This is a genomic window from Aeromonas sp. OTU364, from assembly GCF_038440395.1.
Lineage (GTDB): Bacteria > Pseudomonadota > Gammaproteobacteria > Enterobacterales > Aeromonadaceae > Aeromonas.
The window spans coordinates 1-25,057 of record NZ_JASATR010000027.1; the positions used below are offsets into that span (position 1 = coordinate 1).

At 63.2% G+C, this 25,057-nt stretch carries 22 protein-coding genes and 1 pseudogene; 17 read left to right on the forward strand and 6 right to left on the reverse strand.

What is annotated here, in order from left to right:
• The coding region (locus tag AAHB08_RS19835; RefSeq protein WP_342059866.1) for an AraC family transcriptional regulator at positions 1–401 on the reverse strand (401 nt) is incomplete at its 3' end.
• A gap of 118 nt (positions 402–519) precedes the next feature.
• Here AAHB08_RS19835 and yqhD point away from each other — a divergent pair.
• From yqhD to AAHB08_RS19865, 6 genes are all read left to right on the forward strand, one after another.
• Positions 520–1,683, forward strand: a complete 1,164-nt coding sequence (yqhD, locus tag AAHB08_RS19840) for an alcohol dehydrogenase (RefSeq protein ID WP_342059867.1) — start codon at positions 520–522, stop codon at positions 1,681–1,683.
• A 506-nt stretch (positions 1,684–2,189) separates the two neighbouring features.
• Positions 2,190–3,716: a Re/Si-specific NAD(P)(+) transhydrogenase subunit alpha gene (gene pntA, locus AAHB08_RS19845; protein WP_342059868.1), complete on the forward strand. Its 1,527-nt coding sequence runs from the start codon at positions 2,190–2,192 to the stop codon at positions 3,714–3,716.
• Between the two features lie 11 nt (positions 3,717–3,727).
• Positions 3,728–5,212 carry a Re/Si-specific NAD(P)(+) transhydrogenase subunit beta gene (gene pntB / locus AAHB08_RS19850; protein WP_139437938.1) on the forward strand — a complete coding sequence of 495 codons (1,485 nt, stop codon included), beginning with the start codon at positions 3,728–3,730 and terminating at the stop codon, positions 5,210–5,212.
• 322 nt (positions 5,213–5,534) lie between these two features.
• Positions 5,535–6,827, forward strand: a complete 1,293-nt coding sequence (locus AAHB08_RS19855; RefSeq protein WP_342059869.1) for an L-cysteine desulfidase family protein — start codon at positions 5,535–5,537, stop codon at positions 6,825–6,827.
• Between the two features lie 156 nt (positions 6,828–6,983).
• Positions 6,984–8,384, forward strand: a complete 1,401-nt coding sequence (locus tag AAHB08_RS19860) for an L-cystine transporter (RefSeq protein WP_342059870.1) — start codon at positions 6,984–6,986, stop codon at positions 8,382–8,384.
• Between the two features lie 72 nt (positions 8,385–8,456).
• A complete protein-coding gene (locus tag AAHB08_RS19865; protein WP_342059871.1) occupies positions 8,457–9,785 on the forward strand; it encodes a CoA-disulfide reductase in 1,329 nt (442 codons plus the stop codon).
• Positions 9,786–9,899: 114 nt separating this feature from the next.
• Here the strand turns inward: AAHB08_RS19865 and AAHB08_RS19870 are convergent, their stop codons facing one another.
• Positions 9,900–10,655 (reverse strand): outer membrane protein assembly factor BamD, encoded by a 756-nt coding sequence (locus tag AAHB08_RS19870; RefSeq protein WP_162852238.1) that lies wholly within the window; start codon positions 10,653–10,655, stop codon positions 9,900–9,902.
• Between the two features lie 116 nt (positions 10,656–10,771).
• Here AAHB08_RS19870 and rluD point away from each other — a divergent pair, with 116 nt between their 5' ends.
• The 4 genes from rluD to AAHB08_RS19890 all read left to right on the forward strand — a co-directional run bounded on the left by rluD (position 10,772) and on the right by AAHB08_RS19890 (position 16,229).
• On the forward strand, positions 10,772–11,752 hold the full coding sequence (rluD, locus tag AAHB08_RS19875) for a 23S rRNA pseudouridine(1911/1915/1917) synthase RluD (protein ID WP_005324417.1): 981 nt from the start codon (positions 10,772–10,774) through the stop codon (positions 11,750–11,752).
• Between the two features lie 109 nt (positions 11,753–11,861).
• Positions 11,862–12,599, forward strand: a complete 738-nt coding sequence (gene pgeF / locus AAHB08_RS19880) for a peptidoglycan editing factor PgeF (protein WP_342059872.1) — start codon at positions 11,862–11,864, stop codon at positions 12,597–12,599.
• A gap of 172 nt (positions 12,600–12,771) precedes the next feature.
• Complete coding sequence (clpB, locus tag AAHB08_RS19885) at positions 12,772–15,345, forward strand: ATP-dependent chaperone ClpB (RefSeq protein WP_342059873.1); 2,574 nt, start codon at positions 12,772–12,774, stop codon at positions 15,343–15,345.
• 59 nt (positions 15,346–15,404) lie between these two features.
• Positions 15,405–16,229 (forward strand): MBL fold metallo-hydrolase, encoded by an 825-nt coding sequence (locus AAHB08_RS19890; protein ID WP_342059874.1) that lies wholly within the window; start codon positions 15,405–15,407, stop codon positions 16,227–16,229.
• A gap of 327 nt (positions 16,230–16,556) precedes the next feature.
• Here the strand turns inward: AAHB08_RS19890 and asnA are convergent, their stop codons facing one another.
• Positions 16,557–17,549, reverse strand: coding sequence for an aspartate--ammonia ligase (asnA, locus tag AAHB08_RS19895; protein ID WP_139437918.1), 993 nt, complete (start codon positions 17,547–17,549; stop codon positions 16,557–16,559).
• Between the two features lie 153 nt (positions 17,550–17,702).
• Between asnA and asnC the strand changes: the two genes are divergently transcribed.
• Complete coding sequence (asnC, locus tag AAHB08_RS19900) at positions 17,703–18,164, forward strand: transcriptional regulator AsnC (RefSeq protein ID WP_139437917.1); 462 nt, start codon at positions 17,703–17,705, stop codon at positions 18,162–18,164.
• An 8-nt stretch (positions 18,165–18,172) separates the two neighbouring features.
• Here the strand turns inward: asnC and AAHB08_RS19905 are convergent, their stop codons facing one another.
• Positions 18,173–18,928, reverse strand: a complete 756-nt coding sequence (locus AAHB08_RS19905) for a substrate-binding periplasmic protein (protein ID WP_446699553.1) — start codon at positions 18,926–18,928, stop codon at positions 18,173–18,175.
• 92 nt (positions 18,929–19,020) lie between these two features.
• Here AAHB08_RS19905 and AAHB08_RS19910 point away from each other — a divergent pair.
• A pseudogene (locus AAHB08_RS19910) lies at positions 19,021–19,498 on the forward strand (DUF2301 domain-containing membrane protein).
• On the opposite strand, the gene AAHB08_RS19915 reads toward AAHB08_RS19910, so the two are convergent.
• Positions 19,495–19,899, reverse strand: a complete 405-nt coding sequence (locus tag AAHB08_RS19915; RefSeq protein ID WP_342059876.1) for a CBS domain-containing protein — start codon at positions 19,897–19,899, stop codon at positions 19,495–19,497. The pseudogene AAHB08_RS19910 and the gene AAHB08_RS19915 sit on opposite strands and share 4 nt — an antisense overlap.
• A 129-nt stretch (positions 19,900–20,028) precedes the next feature.
• On the opposite strand from AAHB08_RS19915, the gene AAHB08_RS19920 reads away from it, so the two are divergent.
• Complete coding sequence (locus AAHB08_RS19920; protein WP_342059877.1) at positions 20,029–20,733, forward strand: SDR family oxidoreductase; 705 nt, start codon at positions 20,029–20,031, stop codon at positions 20,731–20,733.
• Positions 20,734–20,804: 71 nt separating this feature from the next.
• Here the strand turns inward: AAHB08_RS19920 and AAHB08_RS19925 are convergent, their stop codons facing one another.
• Complete coding sequence (locus AAHB08_RS19925; RefSeq protein ID WP_342059878.1) at positions 20,805–21,353, reverse strand: 2-amino-4-hydroxy-6-hydroxymethyldihydropteridine diphosphokinase; 549 nt, start codon at positions 21,351–21,353, stop codon at positions 20,805–20,807.
• A gap of 125 nt (positions 21,354–21,478) precedes the next feature.
• Between AAHB08_RS19925 and cydH the strand changes: the two genes are divergently transcribed.
• The 4 genes from cydH (at position 21,479) to AAHB08_RS19945 (ending at position 25,041) form a co-directional block, all read left to right on the forward strand.
• Entirely contained in the window at positions 21,479–21,571 is a 93-nt protein-coding gene (gene cydH / locus AAHB08_RS19930) for a cytochrome bd-I oxidase subunit CydH (RefSeq protein WP_106885551.1), read from the forward strand.
• Positions 21,572–21,673: 102 nt separating this feature from the next.
• Positions 21,674–23,086, forward strand: a complete 1,413-nt coding sequence (locus AAHB08_RS19935; RefSeq protein ID WP_342059879.1) for a sensor histidine kinase — start codon at positions 21,674–21,676, stop codon at positions 23,084–23,086.
• A gap of 103 nt (positions 23,087–23,189) precedes the next feature.
• A complete protein-coding gene (locus tag AAHB08_RS19940) occupies positions 23,190–23,699 on the forward strand; it encodes a hypothetical protein (protein WP_247627517.1) in 510 nt (169 codons plus the stop codon).
• Positions 23,700–23,760: 61 nt separating this feature from the next.
• Complete coding sequence (locus AAHB08_RS19945; protein WP_139437902.1) at positions 23,761–25,041, forward strand: sigma 54-interacting transcriptional regulator; 1,281 nt, start codon at positions 23,761–23,763, stop codon at positions 25,039–25,041.
• Positions 25,042–25,057: the final 16 nt, after the last annotated feature.

Sequence of the window (25,057 nt, forward strand, 5' to 3'; positions counted from 1 at the left end):
CCCCCCCCCCCCCCCCCCCCCCCCCCCGGGGCGGCATCCCCCATCTCCAGCAGCAGGGCCTGCAGCGCCGCCACGTCGATCTCCACCGAGAGCCCCACCAGGGGGGCTTCGGGGGAGGCGAAGCACTCGCACTCGCAGGGCAGCGGCAGTGTCATCATCAGGTAGTGCTCGGGGTCGTAGCGGAAGGTGAAGTCCGAGAGATAGCCCACCTTGTGCCCCTGCAGGATGATGATCATGCGCGGCCGGTAGAGCACAGGGATGCGGTCGTGGTGCTCGGTGGTGTAGATGAGGTGCACGCCGGGCACGGGGGCGGCGGTGATCCCCGGGTGTGGCGCCAGGGCGGCGAGGCGGCTGGCGAGGGCGGACTGGTGGGTCGCCGCGACGGGCTGATTTGTACTCATTTATCCAGGCTCAGTAGAAATAGGCAAGAAATCGGCAGAAAGCTCCCTTGATGGTAGGTGGTTATAAGAGAAAAATGCAACCCATACCTTACCGACTACGATCATCCCAGGAGATCCCATGAACAACTTCATCCTGTACACCCCCACCAAGGTGCTGTTCGGCAAGGGCCAGGTGGCCCAGCTGCGCGGCCAGATCCCGGCCGACGCCCGTGTCCTCATCACCTACGGCGGCGGCAGCGTGGTGCGCAGCGGCCTGCTGGCGCAGATCCGCAGCGAGCTGGCGGGCCTGACCCTGTTCGAGTTCGGCGGCATAGAGCCCAACCCGGCGTACGAGACCCTGATGGGCGCCGTCGAACTGGCTCGCGCCGAGCAGATCGACTTCCTGCTCGCCGTCGGCGGCGGCTCCGTGCTGGACGGCACCAAGTTCATCGCCGCGGCCGCCCACTACGATCTGGCCAGGGAGCCCTGGCACATCCTCGAGACCGTGGGGGGCGAGGTGGCTTCCGCCATTCCCCTCGGTGCCGTGCTGACCCTGCCGGCCACCGGCTCCGAGATGAACATGGGGGCCGTCATCACCCGCAGGAGCACAGGGGACAAGCAGCACTTCTTCTCCCCCTTCGTGATGCCGCGCTTCGCCGTGCTGGATCCCGTGCTCACCTACACCCTGCCTGCCCGTCAGGTCGCCAATGGCGTGGTGGATGCCTTCATCCACACCCTGGAGCAGTACCTCACCTACCCGGTGGACGCCAAGGTGCAGGATCGCTTCGCCGAAGGGCTGCTGCTGACCCTGATCGAGGAGGGCCCCAAGGCGCTGGTGGAGCCGGAAAATTACGACGTGCGCGCCAACATCATGTGGAGCGCCACCCTGGCGCTCAACGGCCTGATCGGGGCCGGCGTGCCCCAGGACTGGGCCACCCACATGCTGGGTCACGAGCTGACCGCCCTGCACGGCCTGGATCATGCCCAGACCCTGGCGGTGGTGCTGCCCGCCCTGCTGCAGGCCAAGCATGAGCAGAAGCGTGCCAAGCTGCTGCAATACGCCGAGCGGGTCTGGGATCTGCGCAGCGGCAGCGAGGCCGAGCGCATCGACGGCGCGATCAAAGCCACCCGCGACTTCTTCGAGCGGATGGGGGTCAAGACCCGGCTGCGTGACTACGGCCTGGCCGACGCCAATATCGACACCCTGCTGGCCAAGCTCGAAGAGCACGGCATGACGGCGCTCGGGGAGCACGGCGACATCGACCTGGTGCAGAGCCGGCATATTTATGAAGCCGCCTGGTAAGAGGCGAGAGACCAGTTCCGGCCTTGTCCGGGGTTGAATCAGGGGGCCCGCTCCCGCCTTGTGGCGGTGGCGCGGCCCCCGAGTCGTTACAAAACGGTTACTTTTTCCCCTTTCATCTCATCTGATAAGCCAACGGCAGATTTCATAAGAACAAAAAACGCTAAGGTAGAGGCTCGGCAAAACATTTTTTTTGACTGGTTGGATCACTTTTTTCAGCGCATTTTGCTGGTATAAGCCACTAATTTGGTTTGTTTTTTTTAATCATGAGCCGGGATGGGCTGAATTCTGTACCCGCTCGCCCGGGGTCGTGGTTGTAATAAAACTCCAAAATTTGATACTAATCACCTTCGCGCCTGAAAAGCGGGGGCCTGACCATGACAGGAGGTTGAGGTAAAGCCTGCTGATTTTCATAACAAAGGGCCCGTGACCTGCACTTTGATCATGCCTTGTCCCCTCAGACATGAGAGACTGGGCAATGATTGTTTATTAACCATCAGGGAATAGTCATGCAGATTGGAATACCGAGAGAGAGTCTCGCCGGTGAGACCCGGGTCGCAGCGACCCCGGCCACCGTCGAGCAGCTGAAAAAGCTCGGCTTCGAGGTCGCCATCGAGGCCGGTGCCGGCCAGCTGGCCAGCTTCGATGATGCCGCCTTCGAGGCTGCCGGTGCCAGCGTGGTGCCGAGCGTCTGGCAAGCCGACCTTGTCTTCAAGGTCAACGCGCCGACCGATGCCGAGATCGCACAAATTAAGGATGGTGCCACCCTGGTGAGCTTCATCTGGCCTGCCCAGAACCCCGAGCTGGTCAAGAAGCTGTCCGAGCGCAACATCAATGTGATGGCGATGGACATGGTGCCGCGGATCTCCCGTGCCCAGTCCCTCGATGCCCTCTCCTCCATGGCCAACATAGGTGGCTATCGCGCCGTGGTCGAAGCCGCCCACCAGTTCGGTCGCTTCTTCACCGGTCAGATCACCGCCGCCGGCAAGGTTCCGCCCGCCAAGGTGCTGGTGATCGGTGCCGGTGTGGCCGGTCTGGCTGCCATCGGGACTGCCGGTTCCCTCGGCGCCATAGTGCGTGCGTTTGACACCCGCCTGGAAGTGGCCGAGCAGATCGAGTCCATGGGTGGGCAATTCCTCAAGCTGGACTTCGGCGGCGAAGATGGCGCCTCCAGCGACGGTTATGCCAAGGTGATGAGCGAAGAGTTCATCAAGGCCGAGATGGAGCTGTTCGCCCAGCAGGCCAAGGAAGTGGACATCATCATCACCACCGCCCTGATCCCGGGCAAGCCGGCACCCAAGCTGATCACCAAGGAGATGGTGGACAGCATGAAGCCGGGCTCCGTCATCGTGGACATGGCGGCTCAGGCCGGCGGCAACTGCGAATACACGGTACCGGGTGAACTGCATGTCACCGACAACGGCGTCAAGGTGATCGGTTACACCGATCTGCCGGGTCGTCTGCCTGCCCAATCCTCCCAGCTCTACGGCACCAACCTGGTGAACCTGATGAAGCTGATGTGCAAGGAGAAGGACGGCAACGTCGCCATCGACTTCGAAGACGTGGTCCAGCGCAACATGACGGTGATCCAGGCCGGTGAAGTGACCTTCCCGCCCCCCGCCATCTCCGTCTCCGCCGCACCGCAGAAGCCGGCCGCCGCCAAACCGGCAGCCAAGAAGGAAGAGGCCAAGCCCTCCAACAAGAAGTTCGTGTTCGGTGCCCTCGGCATCGCCGCCTTCGGTTGGGTCGCTGCGGTGGCACCTGCCGCCTTCCTCTCCCACTTCACCGTCTTCATCCTGGCCTGCGTGGTCGGTTACTACGTGGTGTGGAACGTCTCTCACGCCCTGCACACGCCGCTGATGTCGGTCACCAATGCCATCTCCGGCATTATCGTGGTCGGTGCCCTGCTGCAGATTGGGCAAGGGTCGACCCTGGTCACCGTATTGGCCTTTATCGCCGTGCTGATTGCCAGTATCAACATCTTCGGTGGCTTCACCGTCACTCAGCGCATGCTGAAGATGTTCCGTAAGGATTAAGGGGGTTTAACGTGTCTCAAGGACTGGTAACAGCATCCTATATCGTTGCCGCCGTGCTCTTCATCCTCAGTCTCGCGGGACTGTCGAAGCAAGAAACGGCCAAGCATGGCAACCTGTTCGGTATCGCGGGGATGGCCATCGCCCTGCTCGCCACCGTCTTCAACCCGGAAACCAGTGGCGTGCACTGGATCATCCTGGCCATGGTCATCGGCGGCGCCATCGGCGTGCGTCTGGCGCTCAAGGTCGAGATGACCGAGATGCCCGAGCTGGTGGCCGTGCTGCACAGCTTCGTGGGCATGGCGGCGGTGCTGGTGGGCTTCAACAGCTTCATCGACTTGCACCCCTCAGCACCCGCTGAGGTGGTCGTCTCCGTCGGCTCCAACCTGGATGCGACCCTGGCTGCGGCCCGGGCGGCGTTCGAGCAGGCGGCCAGCGTCGCCCAGGTCGAGCACCTCTCCGGCGCCATGCTGAACATCCACCTGGTGGAAGTGTTCCTGGGCGTCTTCATCGGTGCCGTGACCTTCACCGGTTCCGTGGTGGCGTTCGGCAAGCTGCGTGGCCTGATCTCTTCCAAGCCGCTGATGCTGCCGCACCGCCACAAGCTGAACCTGCTGGCCGTGGTGGTCTCCATCGCGCTGATGATCCACTTCGTCAACGCCGGTGGCTCCACCTTCGCCCTGCTGCTGATGACCCTGATCGCCTTCGCCTTCGGCTGGCATCTGGTCGCCTCCATCGGCGGCGCCGACATGCCGGTAGTGGTCTCCATGCTGAACTCCTACTCCGGTTGGGCGGCGGCGGCGGCGGGCTTCATGCTCTCCAACGACCTGCTGATCGTGGTGGGTGCCCTGGTGGGTTCCTCCGGTGCCATCCTCTCTTACATCATGTGCAAGGCGATGAACCGCTCCTTCATCTCCGTCATCGCCGGTGGCTTCGGCTCCGACGGTGTGGCCTCCACGGCCGATCAGGAGATGGGCGAATACCGCGAGACCAACGCCGAAGACGTGGCCGACATGCTGAAGAACGCCAGCTCCGTCATCATCACCCCGGGCTACGGCATGGCGGTGGCGCAGGCCCAGTACCCGGTTGCCGAGATCACCCACAAGCTGCGCGAGCGCGGCGTCAAGGTGCGCTTCGGTATCCACCCGGTGGCAGGTCGTCTGCCTGGTCACATGAACGTGCTGCTGGCGGAAGCCAAGGTCCCCTACGACATCGTGCTGGAAATGGACGAGATCAACGAGGACTTCAGCGACACCGACGTGGTGCTGGTGATAGGTGCGAACGACACCGTCAACCCGGCCGCCATGGAAGATCCGGGCAGCCCCATCGCCGGCATGCCGGTGCTGGAAGTGTGGAAGGCGCAGAACGTCATCGGCTTCAAGCGCTCCATGAACACTGGCTACGCTGGCGTTCAGAACCCGCTGTTCTTCAAGGAGAACACCCAGATGCTGTTTGGCGATGCCAAGGCCAGCGTCGAGGCCATCCTGAAGGCGCTCTAAGCGTCGATGGGATGAGACAAGAGGAGGCTTCGGCCTCCTTTTTTATTGCCCGCTTTTCACGGGGGCGGGCAAGACATTGATGACAAAGGGCCTTGGCCGGGAGGGGGGATCCGTTGCCGGCGGCAGGGCAGCAATCCGGTGACGTTGCCCTCGCTGGAAGGCATAATGGCGGCAAAAGGCGAGGGGGCTCAATTTTATTTGAGGCTCGTGCCACTAGAATCAAATAAAGTGACATGGACGGGGTGGCCCGGCGGGCGGCCCTCCAGATAGCACCCATACCCTCATACGATGCCTGCGGCACAGTGAACCAGAGAAACCACAGATGAAAGCACAATGGACCGACTTTATTACTCTGCTCAAGCGTGAAGTGGTGCCGGCCCTGGGCTGCACCGAGCCCATGTCGGTGGCGCTGGCCGCCGCCAACTGCCGCAAGCTGCTGGGGCAGGATCCGACCCGTATCAGCGTCTGGGTCAGCGGCAACCTGTTCAAGAATGGCATGGGGGTCGGGGTCCCCGGCACCGGCATGATAGGCCTGCCGGTCGCCGCCGCCGTCGGCATCACGGGGGGCAACCCGGATGCGGGTCTGGAGGTGCTCAAGACCCTCACCCCGGCCCAGGTGGACGCCGCCAAGGCGCTGCTGCCCATCATCAAGGTGGATGTGAAGGACGTGCCTGACGTCCTCTACGCCGAGGTGCTGGCCGAGGCCGACGGCCACAGCGCCCGGGTGGTGATCTGCACGGATCACACCCGCATCGTGCTGCTGGAGAAGGATGGCGAGGTGCTGATGGAGCAGGACAGTGCCCCCGGGGTGCAGATCCAGCCCGCGAAATCCGACAAGCCCGCCATGACGCTGCGGGAGATAGTGGAATTTGCATTGCAGGCGCCGCTGGCCGAGATCGCGTTCATCCGCGAGGCCGCCACCATGAACCAGGCGCTGGCAGATGAAGGTCTGCAGGGCTATGGCCTGCGCATCGGCAAGATCCTCACCGAGCAGGTGGAGCGCAAGCTGCTCTCGGACGATCTGATGACCCTGGCCATGCGCCTCTCTTCTGCCGCGTCGGACGCGCGCATGGACGGCGCCATGCTGCCCGCCATGTCCAACTCGGGCTCCGGCAACCAGGGCATAGCCGCCACCATGCCGGTGGTCGCCGCCGCCCGCTTCCTCAAGGCCGACGACGAACAGCTGGCCCGGGCGTTGGTGATGAGCCACCTGGTGGCCATCTACATCAAGGCCTACCAGAACAAGCTGTCGGCCCTGTGCGCCGCCAGCACCGCCGCCATGGGCTCGGGCGCCGCCATCACCTGGCTGCTGGGAGGCCAGTTCGAGCAGATCAGCCACTGCATCAACAACATGATTGGCGACGTCTCCGGCATCATCTGCGACGGCGCAGGCAGTGCCTGCTCCATGAAGGTGTCGACCTCCACCTCGGCGGCGGTCAAGTCGTCGCTGATGGCCATCAACAACCTGCACGTGCCCCAGAGCGAGGGCATAGTCTCCGACGACGTGGACCAGACCATAGCGAACCTGGGCCGCCTCTCGAAACAGGGGATGCTGGACACCGACATAGAGATCATCAACATCATGCGGGCCAAGCAGCAGGGCAAGGCTGTCTGATGAGGGGGGCGGCACTGGCCGCCCCCGGTTTTTGCAGATATCGACGTCACCCCGAACGGGGGGCGTGCCGCCACGATGCGGCCGGTTTCGGGGCGAGGTGCAGGGTGCGCCCGTCCATTCATCTTGGGCCTCGCCCGTTTATTTTTGGGGAATATCATGACTCTTAGCGTTATCGGTAATCTGGCCATCCTGGTCATGTTGCTGCTGTTTCTCTACCGCTTGCAGCAGACCCACGTCAGCTTCACCCGCCGCGTCTTCTCGGGGCTGGGGCTCGGAGTCCTGTTCGGCTGGGCCTTGCAACTGCTGTACGGTGTCGGCTCCGAGGTGCTGGTCCAGACCGGCGACTACCTGGATCTGGTCGGCAGCGGCTATGTGAAGCTGCTGCAGATGATCATCATCCCGCTCATCATGGTCTCCATCATAGGCGCCATCCTCAAGCTCTCCGGCGGCAGCGCCCTCGGCAAGATCAGCGCCCTGACCATAGGGGTGCTGATCTTCACCACCATGATCGCCGCCGGGGCCGGGATACTGATGTCCAACCTGTTCGGCCTGAGTGCCGAGGGGCTCACCGCTGGCGCCGCCGAGACCGCCCGTGGCGCGGCCCTGCAGACCAGCCTCGGCAGCGTCGAGAGCATGTCCCTCGCCAAGATGGTGCTGGAGTTCATCCCGGCCAACCCCTTCCTCGACATGACGGGGGCGCGCAAGACCTCCACCATAGCCGTGGTGATCTTCTCCATCTTCATCGGCCTCTCCGCCACCGGCATCGCCCGCAAGCAGCCCGAGATCTTCGCCAGCTTCGAGCGCTTCATGGGGGTCGCCCACGCCATCGTCATGCGGATGGTGACCCTGGTGCTGCGCCTCACTCCCTATGGTGTGCTGGCGCTGATGGCCAAGGTAGTGTCCGGTTCCAACTACGGGGACATCATCAACCTGCTGAACTTCGTGCTGGCCTCTTACGGCGCCATCGCCATCATGTTCCTGGTGCACCTGCTGCTGGTGAGCCTGGTGGGCATTAACCCGCTGCGCTTCCTCAAGAAGATCATGCCGGTGCTGGCCTTCGCCTTCACCTCGCGCACCAGTGCGGGCTCCATCCCCATGAACGTGCAGACCCAGACCCGGGCCCTCGGCATCCCGGCGGGCATCGCCAACTTCGCCGCCTCCTTCGGTGCCACCATAGGCCAGAACGGCTGTGCCGGCATCTACCCGGCCATGCTGGCGGTGATGATAGCGCCGACCGTGGGGGTTGATCCCCTGGATCCCGGCTTCATCATGACGCTCATCGCCATCATCACCGTCAGCTCCTTCGGGGTGGCCGGTGTGGGAGGCGGCGCCACCTTCGCGGCGCTGATCGTGCTCTCCGCCCTGGACTTCCCGGTGGCCCTGGCGGGACTGCTCATCTCCATCGAGCCCCTCATCGACATGGGCCGTACCGCCCTCAACGTCTCCGGCTCCATCACGGCTGGCACCCTCACCAGCCGGCTGATGGGACAGACCGACATGGCCGTCTTCAACGGCGATGCCGAGGTAAGCCTGGACGGGGAAGAGTCCAGGGTCTGACCTGGCCTCATCTTCTGATTTGTGTATGAAAAGGGGAGGCGAAGCCTCCCCTGTCGTGACTGGAGTCAAGCTATGCGTATTGTGATCATCGGTGGCGAAGCCGCCGGTATGAGTGCGGCGGCCAAGGCGCGCCGTCTGGCCAGGGACGCCGAGATTGTGGTGTATGAAGCCTCAGAGGTGATCTCCTTCGGCGCCTGTGGTCTGCCCTACTTCGTGGGGGACGATTTCCAGGAGCCCGGCTACATGGCCGAATTTACCCCGGAGCAGTTCGCCGCCAAGGGGATCGAGGTGAAGATTGGCCACAGGGTGCTGAGTCTGGATGCGGCCGCCCAGACCCTGGTCGTCGAGCACAAGGGCGACAGCTTTACCGATAGCTACGATCGGCTGATGATCGCCACCGGTGCCCGTGAACAGATGCCCCCCATCCCCGGCTTGCAGCTGCAGGGGGTGTTCGGCCTTCGCCGCATGGCCGACGGTCTGGCGCTCAAGGCCGCGGTGCAGGATCCGCGCAGCAAGAAGGCGGTCGTGATCGGCTCCGGCTTTATCGGGCTGGAGGTGGTCGAGGCCCTGGTCCATCAGGGCAAGGAGGTGCGTCTCATCGAGCTGGCCGAGCGGGTCATCCCCGAGGCGTTCGATGGCGAGATCACCCAGCACATCGAGACCGAACTGCGGGAGCAGGGCGTCTCCCTGCATCTCGGCGAGCGGGTCCAGGCCTTGCTCGGTGAAGGTCGGGTAACCGGCGTGCGCACCAACCAGGGTGAGTACGAGGCCGATATCGTCGTGGTCTGCACCGGGGTCAGGCCCAACACCGAGTTCCTGGCCGACAGCGGCATAGCGCGGCTCGGCAACGGCGCCATCAAGGTCGACCGTCAGGGGCGCAGCTCGCTGGCCAATGTCTGGTCGGCGGGGGATTGTGCCAGCGTCTGGCACAGCGTCAAGCAGCAGCAGGTCTATGTGCCGCTCGCCACCATAGCCAACAAGCTGGGGCGCATGGTGGGGGAGAACCTGGCGGGGGCCGAACAGGAATTCCCGGGCACGCTCGGCTCGGCGGCACTCAAGGTGCTGGGACTGGAGGCGGGCCGCACCGGTCTTTCCGAGCAGGAAGCCAAGGCGATGGGCATCGACTATCGCACCGTGGTGATCAAGGACAAGTGCCACACCAACTACTGCCCGGGCCAGTCCGACATCCACGTCAAGCTGGTCTATGAAGCGGGCAGCAAGCGGCTGCTGGGGGGCCAGATCCTGGGGCGCAAGGGGGCGGTACACCGCATCGACGCGCTGGCGGTGGCCATCACCATGGGAGTGACCACGGATCAGCTCGGCATGCTGGACTTCGCCTACGCGCCGCCCTTCTCCCGCACCTGGGACGTGCTTAACGTAGCGGGCAACGTGGCCAAGTAGCTGAATGAAGATGACGGCGCATGCAGGGCGCCGTCATGGGAGGCGCACTCTGCGGGCAGATTGCAGCCATAAAAAAACCGATGCCTTGGCATCGGTTTTTTGTATCCGTCATGCTCAGCCGCGGCCGAGGCGATTGTCCGGGTAGTTCTTGGCCAGCACTTCGCGGGCGTGGCGGGCCAGGGTCGGCATCTTCAGGGTATCGTAGGCGTTGACCATGATCTCCAGTGCCTTCTCTGTCTCCACTGTGTCGGGATAGGTCTCGACCACCAGCTTGGCGCGGTTGGCGGCGGCGATCAGGGCATCACGCTTCACGTAATACTCGGCCACCCCCAGATCGTAGCGGGCGAGGCGGGTCTTCAGACCGACCATGCGGGCACGGGCATCGGCCGCATACTGGCTGTTCGGGTAGTTCTGCAGCAGGGTCTTGAAGTCCTGGAAGGCCTGACGGGCGTAGGAGGGGTCCTTGTCGTCCCGATCGATGCCCAGGAAGTCCTGGAAGAAGTTGTAATCTGCCGCCATGTTGGTCAGACCGCGCATGTAGAACACGTAATCGATGTTCTTGTGCGCCGGGTTGAGGCGGATGAAGCGGTCGATATTGGCGATCGCCTGGGCGGTATCATCCTGCTTGTAGTAGGCGTAGATAAGATCGAGCTGCACCTGGTTGGAGTAGGCGCCGAACGGATAACGAGAGTCCAGCGCTTCCAGCAATTCGATGGCATTCAGGTAGTTGCCTGTGTCCAGTTTGAGACGGGCTTTCTGGTACAGAACTTCCGGCGGTTCGTCGGGAACCTTGGGTTTGGTGCTGGAACAGCCAGTGATCAGCGTAGCGACCAAGGCGAGCGACATCAGCAGGCGAGACTTCTTTCCCATCAACAACATCCGGTCCATTTCCACGAAATTGGCAAAGTATCCGTTATGCTTGGCTAAAAGAAAAGCTAGAATACCCGGATTATTTCGAATTGATACCCCCGCTCAAGAGACCATACATGAGCCAGCATATTGAACTGACAGGCGAATTTCAGGATCACCAATTCGGGCAGCGACTCGACCAGGCCCTGGCCGAATTGTTTCCAGACTACTCCAGAACCCGCATCAAGGAGTGGATTTTACAGGACAGAGTGACCCTGGACGGTCAGGTTGCCAATACCCCGCGCGAGAAAGTGGTGGCCGGGCAGCAGGTACATGTAGATGTCGAGTTGGAAGATGACACCCGCTGGGATGCCCAGAACATCGACCTCAACATCGTCTATGAAGATGAACACATTCTGGTGATCGACAAGCCGGCCGGTCTGGTGGTCCACCCGGGCGCCGGCACGCCGGACGGCACCATACTGAACGCCCTGTTGCACCGCTACCCCGGCATCGCCGAGGTGCCCCGTGCCGGCATAGTGCACCGTCTGGATAAAGACACCACTGGCCTGATGGTGGTTGCCAAGACGATCCCGGCCCAGACCCATCTGGTGGAGGCGCTGCAGGCGCGTCAGATCACCCGTGAATACGAGGCCGTCGCCATAGGTCACATGACCGCAGGCGGCACTGTGGATGCCCCCATCGGTCGTCACCCGACCCAGCGTACCCACATGGCCGTGGTGCCCAATGGCCGTCCTTCCGTGACCCACTACCGGGTGCACGAGAAGTTCCGTGGCCACACCCGTCTGCGTCTGCGTCTGGAAACAGGTCGTACCCACCAGATCCGTGTCCACATGGCGCACATCAAGCATCCGCTGGTGGGGGATCCCGCTTACGGTGGCCGTCTGCGCCTGCTGCGCAATGCGACCCCTGAGCTGACCCTGGCCCTGCGCAACTTCAACCGCCAGGCGCTGCACGCCACCATGCTGAAGCTGGCTCACCCCATCACCGGCGAAGTCATGGAGTGGCACTCTGCCACGCCGCAAGACATGCTGGATCTGATGGAAGTGCTGCGTGCTGATACGCTCGCCAATCCGGACGATTTAGTCTGGAGCTGATGCAATAGGGCCTGCGTCGGTTTCTGCCGTCGTCCGGTCCGAAGAGATGACAAACGGGGTTCCCTTTCAGGAGCCCCGTTTCTATATCCGTGAATGGAAGGAGTCACAGATGAACTGGATTGAACCCGACTGGCCCGCTCCTGGCAATGTCAGGGCCCTGTCGACCACCCGGGATGGTGGCCTGAGCGAAGCGGTCTTCGCCGGTCTCAACCTGGGTGCCCATGTGGGGGACGAGCCTGCGCGGGTCGAAGCCAACCGTGCCCGCCTGCAGCAGGCGGCGCAGATCCCCGGGCCCCTCAACTGGCTCAACCAGGTGCACGGCATCGCAGTCCATAGGGTCGGCAGCGACTATGAAAAGGCGCCGGATGCCGACGCGGCCTGCGCCCACGAGGCCGGGCAGGCCTGCATAGTGATGACGGCCGACTGTCTGCCGGTGCTGTTCTGCGATCGGGCTGGCACAGTGGTGGCTGCCGCTCATGCCGGCTGGCGTGGGCTGAAAGAGGGAGTGCTGGAGGCGAGCATCGCCGCCATGGGCTGCGAACCGGGGGAGATCCTGGCCTGGCTCGGCCCTGCCATCGGCCCCGCGGCCTTTGAAGTGGGGGGCGAGGTGCGCGAGGCCTTTATGGCGGAGCAGGGCGAGGCGGCTGCCGCCTTCGTGCCTTCCAGCCATGAGGGCAAGTGGCTGGCGGATATCTACCAGCTGGCCCGATTGCGTCTGGCCCGCGCCGGTGTGAATGCGGTCTATGGCGGTGAATACTGCACCTTCAGCGACGCTGAACGGTTCTACTCTTATCGCCGCGACGGCCAGACCGGCCGCATGGCCTCCCTTGTCTGGCTGACGCCTTGACGAATCTCCCGCCCTGCATCTTGCAAGGGTGGGGATCCTGCCAGCGCCCCTCGTTGCAGAAAAAATAACCAGGTTCGCCCCTTGAAATAGCCCGTACGGGCCTCATCTTTCATCTCAGAAAGTTATGTTGTTTGCCGCGCAAGCGGCGTGTCTGTTTCAAAGGGGGAGTGCAATGCGCCTCGATCGCCTGACCAGCAAATTCCAAGTCGCTATTTCCGATGCCCAGTCTCTCGCACTGGGTCGTGACCACCAATTCATCGAACCCGTCCACCTGATGACAGCCCTGCTCAATCAGGATGGCGGCTCCATCCGCCCGCTGCTGACCCTGACCGGGATGGACATCAATGCCCTGCGCTCCCGTCTCGGCGAGGAGCTCGACCGCCTGCCCAAGGTGAGCGGCGTCGAAGGGGACGTGCAGCTTTCCAACGGCCTCGGCCGTCTGCTCAATGTCTGTGACAAGCTGGCCCAGCAGCGCAAGGATCAGTTCATCTCGTCCGAGCTGTTCGTGCTGGCAGCCCTCGACGAGAAGGGCAACCTGGGGGAGCTGCTGCGCGCCCAGGGGCTGACCAAGGAAAAAATCGAGCAGGCCATTGACAAGGTGCGTGGCGGCAAGAAGGTGGATGACGCCAACGCCGAGGAGAACCGCCAGGCGCTGGAGAAGTACACCATAGACCTCACCGAGCGGGCCGAACTCGGCAAGCTCGACCCCGTCATCGGGCGGGATGAAGAGATCCGCCGCACCATCCAGGTGTTGCAGCGCCGCACCAAGAACAACCCCGTGCTGATCGGTGCCCCCGGCGTCGGCAAGACCGCCATCGTCGAGGGGCTGGCCCAGCGCATCATCAACGGCGAGGTGCCTGAGGGGCTCAAGAACAAGCGGGTGCTGTCGCTGGACATGGGGGCCCTGGTGGCCGGTGCCAAGTATCGCGGCGAGTTCGAGGAGCGGCTCAAAGCTGTGCTCAGCGATCTCGCCAAGGAGGAGGGCAGCGTCATCCTCTTCGTGGACGAGCTGCACACCATGGTCGGCGCCGGCAAGGGCGAGGGGGCCATGGACGCTGGCAACATGCTCAAACCCGCCCTGGCCCGTGGCGAGCTGCACTGCGTCGGTGCCACCACCCTCGATGAATATCGGCAGTATGTGGAGAAGGATGCCGCCCTGGAGCGCCGTTTCCAGAAGGTGCTGGTGGAGGAGCCCTCGGTGGAGGACACCATCGCCATCCTGCGTGGCCTGAAGGAGCGCTATGAGCTGCACCACCATGTGCAGATCACCGACCCGGCCATCGTGGCGGCGGCCCAGCTATCCCACCGCTACATCGCGGATCGCCAGCTGCCTGACAAGGCCATCGACCTCATCGACGAGGCGGCGGCCAGCATACGGCTGCAGATCGACTCCAAGCCGGAGTCCCTGGACCGCCTCGAGCGGCGCATCATCCAGCTCAAGCTGGAGCAGCAGGCGCTGATGAAGGAGGACGACGACGCCAGCCGCAAGCGGCTCGATCTGCTCAACCATGAGCTGACCGAGAAGGAGCGGGAATACAACGAGCTGGAAGAGGTGTGGAAGGCCGAGAAGGCTGCCCTTGCCGGTACCCAGCACATCAAGGCGGCGTTGGAGCAGGCCCGTCAGGATCTCGAGGTGGCCCGCCGGGCCGGGGATCTCGGCCGCATGTCCGAGCTGCAATATGGCCGCATCCCCGAGCTGGAGAAACAGCTGGATCTCGCGACCCAGGCGGAGATGCAGGAGACCAGCCTGCTGCGCAACCGGGTCACCGATGTGGAGATCGCAGACGTGCTGGCGCGCTGGACCGGGATTCCGGTGGCGCGGATGCTGGAAGGGGAGCGCGACAAGCTGCTGCGGATGGAAGATCAGCTGCACAGCCGGGTGATCGGCCAGGAAGAGGCGGTGGACGCCGTCTCCAACGCCATCCGCCGCTCCCGGGCCGGGCTCTCCGATCCGAACCGCCCCATCGGCTCCTTCCTGTTCCTGGGGCCCACCGGGGTGGGCAAGACAGAGCTGTGCAAGGCGCTGGCGGAGTTCCTGTTCGATACCCAGGACGCCATGGTGCGCATCGACATGTCCGAGTTCATGGAGAAGCACAGCGTGGCCCGTCTGGTGGGGGCGCCTCCGGGATACGTGGGCTACGAGGAGGGGGGTTATCTCACCGAGGCGGTACGCCGTCGCCCCTACTCGGTGATCCTGCTGGACGAGGTGGAGAAGGCGCACCCGGACGTGTTCAACATACTGTTGCAGGTGCTGGACGATGGCCGCCTGACCGATGGTCAGGGCCGCACCGTCGACTTCCGCAACACCGTGGTGATCATGACCTCCAACCTCGGCTCGGATCTCATCCAGGAGCACTACGCCGAGAAGGACTACGAGGAGATGAAGTCCCTGCTGATGGAGCTGCTGACCCGCAGCTTCCGCCCGGAGTTCATCAACCGGATCGACGAGACTGTGGTGTTCCATCCGCTCGGCGAGGATCACATCAAGTCCATCGCCCGGATCCAGCTCAAGAGCCTGATGGGTCGTCTGGAGTCCCAGGGCTTCGAGGTGGAGGTGAGCGAGGAGCTGCTGACCAAGCTGGTCCATGCTGGTTTCGATCCCGTCTACGGGGCGCGTCCCCTCAAGCGGGCCATTCAGCAGAAGGTGGAAAACCCGCTGGCCCAGGCCCTGCTCAGCGGTCGGGTCATCCCCGGCAAGCGGTTGCTGCTGGGTGCCGACAGCAACGGGCTCACCATGACCCAGTGATGGGTTGTCGACTCAAAACGCAGGCCTTGTGCCTGCGTTTTGTTTTCAGGGGGATTGAGATGCTGAAGTTTTCCGTCTTGGTGGATGATGAGGTTCATCTGCTTGGTTGTCTGCCCGAGCGAGGGTTGGCGCTGCTGCTGGAGTGTGACGGCCTCAGGGTGCTGTTCGACAGTGGTCGGGGCCGGGCGCTGCGCCATAACGCCGCCGTGATGGGGGTCGATCTCGGCTCCCTCACCCACGTCGTGCTGTCCCACGGTCATTACGACCATGTGGGTGGCTTAGGCTCCCTGCCCGTCTACCCCGATCCCATCCCGCTGATCGCCTGCCCGGATGTGTTCAATGAGCGGGGCTACTTCCTGCCGTTGCTGCCCCGGCGCTACAACCTCTACCGCCTCTCGGGCGATCTGGATCCGCAACAACTGGCGGCGAGAGGGCTGCTCCCTCACTGTTCGGCCGAGCCGGTCTGGCTGTCCGAGCGGCTGGTGTTCCTGGGATCCATACTGCGACGGGATCAGGCCAGACCCTCCTTGCTGGGTTACATGGTGCGAGGCGGGCGAGTGGAGAAGGATCTTATCAGCGACGACTCGGCGCTGGTCTACAAGAGCGAGCAGGGCCTCATCGTCTTCATCGGCTGCGGCCATGCCGGGGTCGAGAACATAGTGCAGCGGGCCAGGGAGGTGTGTGCCGACGATCGGGTGCACGCCGTCATCGGCGGCCTGCACCTGAAATTTTCCGGCCTGCGGCGGGCGGCGGCGCTGGGGTCCTATCTGCAACGGGAAGGGGTCGGCAGCCTCTTTGCCTGCCACTGTACCGGCAAGCGGAAGGTGGGGCTGCCACGGCAAACCAACATAGGTGCGGGGTTCGCATATGTATTCCCGCCATAAAAAAACGGCAATCCGAGGATTGCCGGGAGGAATGTATTCGATGCGACCTTGCGTGGGTTGAGCGGGTCGCAGGGGCAGGCCCCGGTTTCGCAGAGGGGTATCCAGGATGCCCCTCTCCTTACAGCCTGTCCGGACTGCGCTCTTTCAGTCCGTACCGCCACACACCTTCAGCATCCGGCATGGGTTGCCGGATGCCATCAATCTGCTTACAGCATGCCTGGGACGGCAGCCTTCATCTCGGATGGCCAGACGCCGACCTGTATCTGCGGGTCTATGTGCTCCTCTGTGCCGACCCGAGATGACCCTATGCCCATGACCCTGACCTGCTTACAGCATGCCCGGGATGGCGGCCTTCATCTCGGATGGCCAGACACCTACCTGCACCTGACCTATGTGCTCTTTTTGCAGCAACAGCATGGCCAGACGGGATTGACCTATGCCGCCGCCTATGGTTTGGGGCATCCGTGCGGCCAGCAGGTCCTGGTGCCAGTCGTACTGCAGGCGATCCTCGTCGCCGGTGATGGCGAGCTGGCGGCGCAGGGCCTCTGCGTCCACCCGGATCCCCATGGAGGAGATCTCGAAGCTGTCTTCCAGCACAGGGTTCCACACCAGAATGTCACCGTTTAGACCGGCCAGACCCAGTTCGCTCTCGCTGCTCCAGTCGTCATAGTCCGGGGCGCGCACGTCGTGGCGCTCGCCGTGGGAGAGGGCGCCGCCGATGCCGATCAGGAACACGGCCCCCAGCTCCTTAGCGATGGCGCGCTCGCGCCCCTTGGCGTCGAGATCCGGGTAACGGGTCAGCAGCTCTTCGCTGTGCAGGAACTGGATCTCCGCCGGCAGGAAGGGGGTCAGCTCGTGCTCGGCGCAGACCGCGCGCTCTGTGGCCTTGATGGCGGCCCAGATGCCGCGCACCGTCTCCTGCAGATAGGCCAGATCCCGGCGCTCGCCCGGCATCACCTTCTCCCAGTCCCACTGATCGACGTAGACGGAGTGGATGGGGGTCAGCCTGTCCTCGTCCGGACGCAGAGCCTTCATGTGGGTGTAGATGCCCTCACCCGGGCCGAAACCGAAGCGGCCCAGGGTCTGGCGCTTCCACTTGGCCAGGGAGTGCACCACTTCGTAGCTGTGCTGCGGCAGGGTCTTCACCTTCACTTGCACCGCATTCTCGTGGCCGGAGAGGTTGTCCTGAGTGCCATCACCGACCCGGCTCAGAATGGGGGCTTGCACCTCCATCAGGCCCAGTTGCTGGGCGAGCTGGCGGGAGAACATCTCTTTGACGAAGCTGATCTGTTGTTGGCTGCGAATGTAGTGCTGTTTCATGGGAAATACCTGTTTCAAACCCGTTGGATGTGGCGATTCTTCAACAGATTGCGCACTAAATTCAATATTCGATAATAGAAATAGGCTTTGCGTATTTTTTTGTTCAAAATGTCCGGGATTTTACTGATATATCGTCAACGGGAGTGCAAAAAAGTGTCGGAAAATTATCGGATCGATAATCTCGATCAGGCCATCCTCACCGCCCTGATGGAGAATGCGCGTATTCCTTACGCCGAGCTTGCAAAACAATTGCTGGTCAGCCCGGGCACCATCCATGTGCGGGTGGAGAAGATGAAGCAGGCGGGGATCATCGAGGGGACCCGGGTACAGGTGAACCCCAAGAAGCTGGGTTACGACGTCTGTTGCTTTATCGGCATCAATCTGAAGAGTGCCAAGGATTACCCCTCGGCCTTGGCCAAGTTGCAGGCGCTGGACGAGGTGGTGGAGGCCTACTACACCACGGGCCACTACAGCATCTTCATGAAGGTGATGACCCGCTCCATCGACGAGTTGCAGACCGTGCTGATCCACAAGATCCAGACCATAGACGAGATCCAGTCCACCGAAACCCTGATCTCCCTGCAAAATCCCATTCTGAGAGACGTGAAGCCCTGACCGACTGATCAGGGTGCGATATAGGGGATGCCGTACTTGTGGTAGAGGGCCTTGAGCCGGCCATCCTGTTTCATGTGCAGCAGTTCGGCGTCATAGGCCGCCATCAGGGCCGGGGTGTCGGCATCGGCCCGGGAGCGGGTCCAGACATTGAAGTAGGGGCTGGTCTTGAGGGGTTTTGGAAGGTAGCCGAGCCTGCCCTCCAGCCCCTCTTCTTTTATCTGGGTGAAGGCGGTGACCAGGGACATGGGAACCAGATCGATGCGCCCGGCGATCAGCTTGCGCAGCTGCAACTGGTTGATGGGGATCTCCTGGAAGCGATAGGCCGGGTCGGCCATGGCCGCCGTGAGCGCGGGGGTGTAGGAGAAGTCCCTGGTGACACCGATACGCCAGGGCTTGAGATCGACCAGGCTATCGTAGTGGATCTTCTCCATGTCGGCCTTGCGCACGAAGAAGTGCCAGCTATGGAGCATATGGGCCTGCTTGGGATAGAGCAGATAGGCCTCCCGCTCCGGCTTGTAGGAGTGGCTCAGCAGCAGGTCATAGACGCCGCCCTCGGCGTTGCGGGTGAGTCTGGCACCGGAATCGAGCAGCTCTATCCTGATGGGGACCCGGAGGACGCCAAAGATGGTGGTGACCAGATCCACATCCAGCCCTCGTGGCTGCCCTTTCTCATCCAGCCACTTCAGGGGGGGCTCAAGAAGGCCGCCAATGACCAGCTCCCTGGCCGACAGCCAGCAGGGCAGCAGCAAGCAGAACACGAGCAAGATTCGCAAATCACATCTCCTGAACACTCGGGGCTGGTTTATGCGCAACGGGGTATAGTGACCAGCAGATACCTGACAAGAGACGACCCCGGATGGCAAACCCTGAAGTAGAAAGCGAACTGGATGGCATCGACAGGCTCTCTGTCCGTCTCTATCGTCTCGGTCTGAGTCTGACAGCTTTGCTGCTGTTGTGTCGAGGGGTTGGCTTGCTGGGGGGACCGGTGCCCCTGTCTCCCTCCGTCTGGCTGACCATGCTGGTTCCTGCAGGGGCTGGCCTGGGGCGGCGTGATGCTGGCCGCCTGCGGCGCCCCCGCCATCCTGGTGCTGGGGGCGGCCCTGGCCACCCTCAGTGGCCTGGCGTTCAAGGAGCAGTTCTGTTTCGCCATCCCGGGCATCAGGCTCTTGCCTCTGTTGTTACCCCTGCTGTGGCTGCTGGAGTGGACCCGCTTAGCCTGGGCCATGGCCCTGGTTGCCCTGGCGAGCGGCCTGCTGCTTGGCCTGCTCAGTCTGGCCAAGTGGCGCATGCCCCTGCATTTCGATATCGGCGATCGGGGACGCTATCAGCTCTAGGTGGCCTGGCACTGCTTCATCTGCGCGTTGAGGGCCTGCATCACCTGCCGACGGTTGATGATGCCGATCACCTTGCCCCCTTCCAGCACCGGATAGACCTTGGGCCTGGCCCCCGTCATCTGGCGGGCGAGATCCAGGATGCTGTCGTCCGGGCTGACGAACAGCGGGGTGCGGCTCATCAGTTCCTCCACCCTGGTGCGGCTGTCGCAGTGATAGCTGCCGGTGAGCAGGCTGGGGATGCAGTCCTGCTCGGAGAGGAATCCGATCAGCCGTTTCTGGCCATCCAGCACCGGCAGGCCGCTCGCGTCAGCCTGATGGAGTCTGTCGAGGGCCTCGGCCAAGCCGAGTTGCGGGCTGAGGAAGTGGGTCAGGCGACTCATGTGATTGCGGATCTGCAGCATCTGGGTGGCTCCAAAAGGGTTAAAGTGGTGTCACTATGTCCGCTGGACGGCGGACGGGGCCAATGGCTTGTGCCGTGGAGATTGATAGGCAGGGCCCCGGGTCGGCAAGCACTGACAAAAGGAGAGGTTATGCGTGCATTGGTAACGGGCTGTGGCCGTCGGCTGGGATTCTACCTGTGCGAACAGCTGGTGGCCACAGGCTGGCAGGTGACGGGCAGCTATCGCAGCGAGCGGCCCGAGTTGGCCCGCTTGCGGGATCTGGGGGTGGAGCTGGTGCAGGCGGATTTCGCCCTGGAAGGGGATGTGGCCCGCCTTGTTACGGCGCTGGGTGCCCATGACGATCTGGCATTGATCATCCACAACGCTTCGGCCTTTGAGCCGCAGGCCGGTGAGCCGGCGGCGCAGCTGGCGCAGTTCGAGCAATTTTATCGGGTGCATATGGCGGCCCCTTTCCAGCTGAACCGGGCCCTGGCCCCCAAGCTGGCAGGCAATCCCAACGCCAGCATCATCCACATCACCGACATCTACATCCACGCACCGGCGCCCCAGTTCGCCGCCTATGTGGCCACCAAGGCGGGGGCCCATTCGCTGGCCATGAGCTTTGCCCGGGAGCTGGCACCCGAGGTGCGGGTCAACACCATAGAGCCCGGCCCCATACTGTTCCTCGATGAACATGGGGACGCCTGGCGCCAGCAGGTGCTGGCCCGGACGCCGCTGGCGAGGGAGGGGGGGCTGGAGCCCATCTGGCAGGCCGTCAGGCTCTTGATGGCAAACGACTATATGACGGGAGCCAGCATCCGGGTGGACGGTGGCCGGGCCCTCGCCGTCATCTAGATGTCATGGGAGGGCGATGGCGCGGGGTCGGCGGTGGCCTGTCCGGGCGCTCGCCGCCCTGTGCCGGGTGACTAGTGGTGGCGAATGGTCGCCTGATGGGCAGGCAGGTCCGGGTGCACGGCGGCCAGCTCCTGACGCTGTTCGGCGGGTTGGCGCAGGGTCACGGGCTGCTGGCCGAAGTTCAGCGGCGCAAACACCTTGCTGGTCTGCATACGCAGCGTCACCTTCTGGGCGCCGACCCGCCCTCTCTCATACATCTCGGCCAGCAGATCCCCGAGATAGGCATCCACCCCGACCCCGGCGAAGGCATCCCTCTCGTGGCTGGCCAGGATGTCGATGTCGAGGGGCCTGTCCGTCACCTTGCACAGGGGATTGCCGCGATCCCGCCCATGGGCCAGCTCCATGGTGACGAATTCGGCTTTCAGCTGGGCGGCGGAGAGCTCGCTCTGGACGACGAACAGGCAGTTGAGAAAGTCATGGCGCGACTGCATTCCCACCGGTTTGGTCTGGATCACCGAACTCAGACGCAGCTGGCCGAAGCGGGCCAGCAGCTCTTCCACGGCCTGGCTGACGTGTTGGGTGGGGTCTAGGTTGGATCCAATGCTGCAGAGGTAAAACATGGTTGCCATTCCTTGGGTTGGGCTCGTCTGAAATATATACGCAGCTCACGGTTATCGGATTTACTATGAATTAACATGCCGTTATCTGTTGTGATCCAACTCTGATTGGCAGAAAGGAGGTTCATATGAGTGTGGAAATGAAGTGGGCGCTGTTGACCGCCTCAGGTGCCCTGGCAGTGATCCTGATAATCTGCCTGGCGTCCGTCGGTCTGGCGTGAACCCGGACCCCGAGTGCAATCAAACCGGCCCCCTGGCCGGTTTTGCTTTTTCATGGAGTGCGGATATGCTGGCCCACCCATGACGAATCGAGACAGCAGAAGATGACCAAGGTTCGGCCCCGTTCCCTGCTCCAGGTGGTATTGATGGGCTTCGTGCTGGTGCTGATGCCCCTGGGGGGCATGATCTGGCACGACAGCCAGGCACTCTCCCATCTGGGTCAGCTGACCAGCGACGAGATGGAGCGCGCGGTGCGGGATACCCGCCGGGCGACCCTGCTCACCACCCAGGCCATCGATCTGGAGCGCACCTTGCGCCGCTATGCGGTGCTAGGGGACGAACGCATCCTCGGCAGCTATCAGCAGCAGCTGGCCCGCTATCGCGAGCTGCTCGCCACCCATCGGCAGTCCATCCCGGATGCCGCCGCCTACACGGATCTCGAGGCCACCCTGGCCTGGCTGGATGGCTTGCAGGATCTGCGCAAGGCCAGAGAGGAGGCGACCAGCCCCAAGTTCACCCGGTTCAATGAGCTCAACCAGCAACTGGAAGTGGTCACCCGCAGCCAGGTCGATGAGCATGTGGCGGGCATGCGGGCGGCCATCGCCGAACTGAGGAAGGAGATCTGGTGGGTGAGCGGTTTCGTGGCGGGGCTCAGCCTGTTGCTGGTGCTGCTGTTTACCTACCTCATCATCCACCCCGTGCGTCAGATTGAGTCGCGGATCCTGAGTCTGGGAGCCGGTGTCGAGCCGGACAAGCGCCCGGTGGATGGCCCCGCCGAACTGGTGCTGCTGGGAGAGCGGATTGGCTGGCTGCACGACAAGCTCAAGGAGCTGGAACAGCAGAAGTACCAGTTCCTGCGCCACGTCTCCCACGAGCTGAAGACCCCTCTCGCCGTGCTGCGGGAGGGGGCGGATCTGCTCTCCGAACAGCTGGTGGGGCCGCTCAATGGGGATCAGCAGGAGATCTGCCAGATGCTGGAGGAGAACAGCCGCCGGCTGCAGACCCTGATCGAGCGCCTGCTCGATTTCAACCGCCTCAGCCAGCAGGAGGTGTTCAGCCTGACGGCGGTGCCGTTGACCCCCCTGTTGTCAGAATTGTCTGCAGAATACCGGCTGGCGCTGGAATCCAAACAAATCAGTGTACACTTGCCGCCCGAGCCCATCAGCCTGCAGGCCGAGCCCTATCGTCTGCGACTCATCCTCGACAACCTGTTTTCCAACGCGGTCAGTTATGGCGCCAAGGGTGGCCAGATCTGGATCCGTGCCGGCCAGGATGCCAACGGCAGCTGGCTGGAGGTGGCCAACGAAGGGCCCGTCATCCCGCCAGACGAGCGGGAGCGGATCTTCGAGCCCTTCGAGCAGGGCAGCATAGTGCGTCAGGGGTTGTTGAAAGGATCCGGAATGGGCCTCTCCATTGCCCGCGAGTCGGCGATGAGTCTGGGGGGCGAGCTTAAATTAATAGAGGATAAACAGGCCGATGTCTGTTTCCGGCTGGATTTGAACGTGCGGCCAAGCTGACGGGCGCGGTGGCCACCCCGCAGGTGCGGCGGCGCCTTGACACAGAATATGAGAGGAACGGGCAGGTGCCTGTTCCCCACCAGGATCTGAAGTGACATTCAAGATGAAACGATTCGTTGTACCCGTATTGATGATGAGCCTGCTCGCAGGCTGCTCCCTGCTGCCATCGCGCAGCCTGACAGAGCCCTCCGAGCAGGTTCTCGCCAAGCGGATGGAGTTCGCCAACAAAGAGATGCAGGTGCGCCTGCAATACTCCGACTGGCTGCTGGCCAGCCGTCCCCAGCAGCGGGCGCAGGAGCGCGAGCGGCTGGCCGGTGCCACCGATCTCGAGAGCCGGGTCAGCCTGGCCATGGTCAACACCCATCCGTCCGAGTCGGTGGCGAGCCGCCGGGCCGGGTTGGACAAGCTCAAGGCCCTGCTGCCCGAGCTCGGCCTGGATGCCCAGGCCTTCCTGCGCAGCTGGATAGCCCTCGGCGAGGAGCTGCTGGCCCGTGACAGTCGCCGCGACGATCAGAGCCAGGAGGTGCAGCGTCTGCGCCGCCAGATAGAGCAACTCTCCGCCATCGACGAACAGCTCAACCAGCGCAAGCTCAATGGGGGCGCCCAGCCATGACGTGCCGAGGGCGTGCAAGGCAGGGAACAACAACAGGTCTTCAGGGTAAAGGGGTGAGAGCATGAGTCGCATTCTGCTGGTGGACGACGATGCCAGCCTGCTCAAGCTGATGAGCATGCGCCTGCGTAGTCAGGGTTACGAGGTGGATACAGCCGACAGTGCCGAGGGGGCGCTGGACAGGTTGCGCCAGCAGCGGGCCGATCTGGTGCTGAGCGACCTGCGGATGGGGGGCATGGACGGACTGGCGCTGTTCGAGCGGATCCAGTCCCAGTGGCTCGGCATGCCGGTCATCATCATGACCGCCCATGGCACCATCCCCGACGCCATCCAGGCGACCCGTTCCGGGGTGTTCAGCTTTCTCACCAAGCCCATCGACAAGGACGAGCTGCTGGTCACCATAGAGCACGCCCTGAGTCTGACCCGCCCGAAACAGCAGCATGAGTGGCAATCCCTCATCCAGACCCGCAACCCCCAGATGGAGCAGTTGCTGATCCAGGCGAGCAGCATCGCCGCCATGGAGGTGCCCGTGCTGATCCTGGGCCCTTCGGGCTCCGGCAAGGGGGTGATGACCCAGGCGCTGCATCAGGCAAGCCGTCGCCGTGACCAGCCGCTGCACACCATCAATTGTGCCGCGCTGCCCTGGCCTGTGCTGGACTTGCAGCTGTTTGGCGAGGATGGACAGTCCGGCCTGTTCGAGCAGGCCAAGGGGGCGACCCTCTTCCTCGACGAGATAGGGAATCTGTCTGAGTCGTTGCAGGCCAAGTTGCTGCAGGTGCTGGCGGAATATGGTCAGGGCACCCCCGAGGTGAGAGTCATCAGCTCCAGCCATCAGGATCTGGTCACTGCCATGGAGGAGGGGCGTTTTCGGGAGGATCTCTTCTACCGCCTCAACGTGGCCAACATCACCTTGCCGCCCCTCAGTGCCCGCAGCGAGGATATCCCCCTGCTGGCGCGCCAGGCGCTGGACGACTATCGCAGTCGTCACGACAACTGCGCCGCCCTCGGCTTTTCGCCGGAGGCGCTGGCCCTGCTGGCGGCGGCGGCCTGGCCCGGCAACGTCCGTCAGCTCTATGGGGTGGTGGAGCAGCTCGCCAGCCTCTGCTGCAGCCCGGTGATCGGCGCCGCCATGGTTGAATCGGCCCTGAGCGGTGGCGTCGGCGGCATTCCCTCGTTCAACGAGGCGCGCGCCGAGTTCGAGAAGGAGTATCTGATCCGGCTGCTGCGCACCACGGAAGGGAATGTGACCCTGGCGGCCAACATGGCGGGAAGAAACCGCACCGATTTCTACAAGTTATTGAATCGGCACGGTATCGAGGCGGCAAACTTCAAATCGAAGGGATAAGCGAGGCGGGGGCGAC

Bases quoted from the DNA above. Each gene is read 5' to 3' on its own strand.
- AAHB08_RS19925 (WP_342059878.1), bottom strand. From the start codon at position 21,353: ATGTTTTACCTCTGCAGCATTGGATCCAACCTAGACCCCACCCAACAC.
- AAHB08_RS19860 (WP_342059870.1), top strand. From the start codon at position 6,984: ATGACTCTTAGCGTTATCGGTAATCTGGCCATCCTGGTCATGTTGCTG.
- AAHB08_RS19935 (WP_342059879.1), top strand. From the start codon at position 21,674: ATGACCAAGGTTCGGCCCCGTTCCCTGCTCCAGGTGGTATTGATGGGC.
- AAHB08_RS19890 (WP_342059874.1), top strand. From the start codon at position 15,405: ATGCTGAAGTTTTCCGTCTTGGTGGATGATGAGGTTCATCTGCTTGGT.
- pgeF (WP_342059872.1), top strand. From the start codon at position 11,862: ATGAACTGGATTGAACCCGACTGGCCCGCTCCTGGCAATGTCAGGGCC.
- AAHB08_RS19915 (WP_342059876.1), bottom strand. From the start codon at position 19,899: ATGCTGCAGATCCGCAATCACATGAGTCGCCTGACCCACTTCCTCAGC.
- cydH (WP_106885551.1), top strand. From the start codon at position 21,479: ATGAGTGTGGAAATGAAGTGGGCGCTGTTGACCGCCTCAGGTGCCCTG.
- AAHB08_RS19945 (WP_139437902.1), top strand. From the start codon at position 23,761: ATGAGTCGCATTCTGCTGGTGGACGACGATGCCAGCCTGCTCAAGCTG.
- rluD (WP_005324417.1), top strand. From the start codon at position 10,772: ATGAGCCAGCATATTGAACTGACAGGCGAATTTCAGGATCACCAATTC.
- AAHB08_RS19865 (WP_342059871.1), top strand. From the start codon at position 8,457: ATGCGTATTGTGATCATCGGTGGCGAAGCCGCCGGTATGAGTGCGGCG.
- AAHB08_RS19940 (WP_247627517.1), top strand. From the start codon at position 23,190: ATGAAACGATTCGTTGTACCCGTATTGATGATGAGCCTGCTCGCAGGC.
- pntA (WP_342059868.1), top strand. From the start codon at position 2,190: ATGCAGATTGGAATACCGAGAGAGAGTCTCGCCGGTGAGACCCGGGTC.
- asnA (WP_139437918.1), bottom strand. From the start codon at position 17,549: ATGAAACAGCACTACATTCGCAGCCAACAACAGATCAGCTTCGTCAAA.
- yqhD (WP_342059867.1), top strand. From the start codon at position 520: ATGAACAACTTCATCCTGTACACCCCCACCAAGGTGCTGTTCGGCAAG.
- clpB (WP_342059873.1), top strand. From the start codon at position 12,772: ATGCGCCTCGATCGCCTGACCAGCAAATTCCAAGTCGCTATTTCCGAT.
- AAHB08_RS19920 (WP_342059877.1), top strand. From the start codon at position 20,029: ATGCGTGCATTGGTAACGGGCTGTGGCCGTCGGCTGGGATTCTACCTG.
- AAHB08_RS19870 (WP_162852238.1), bottom strand. From the start codon at position 10,655: ATGGGAAAGAAGTCTCGCCTGCTGATGTCGCTCGCCTTGGTCGCTACG.
- AAHB08_RS19855 (WP_342059869.1), top strand. From the start codon at position 5,535: ATGAAAGCACAATGGACCGACTTTATTACTCTGCTCAAGCGTGAAGTG.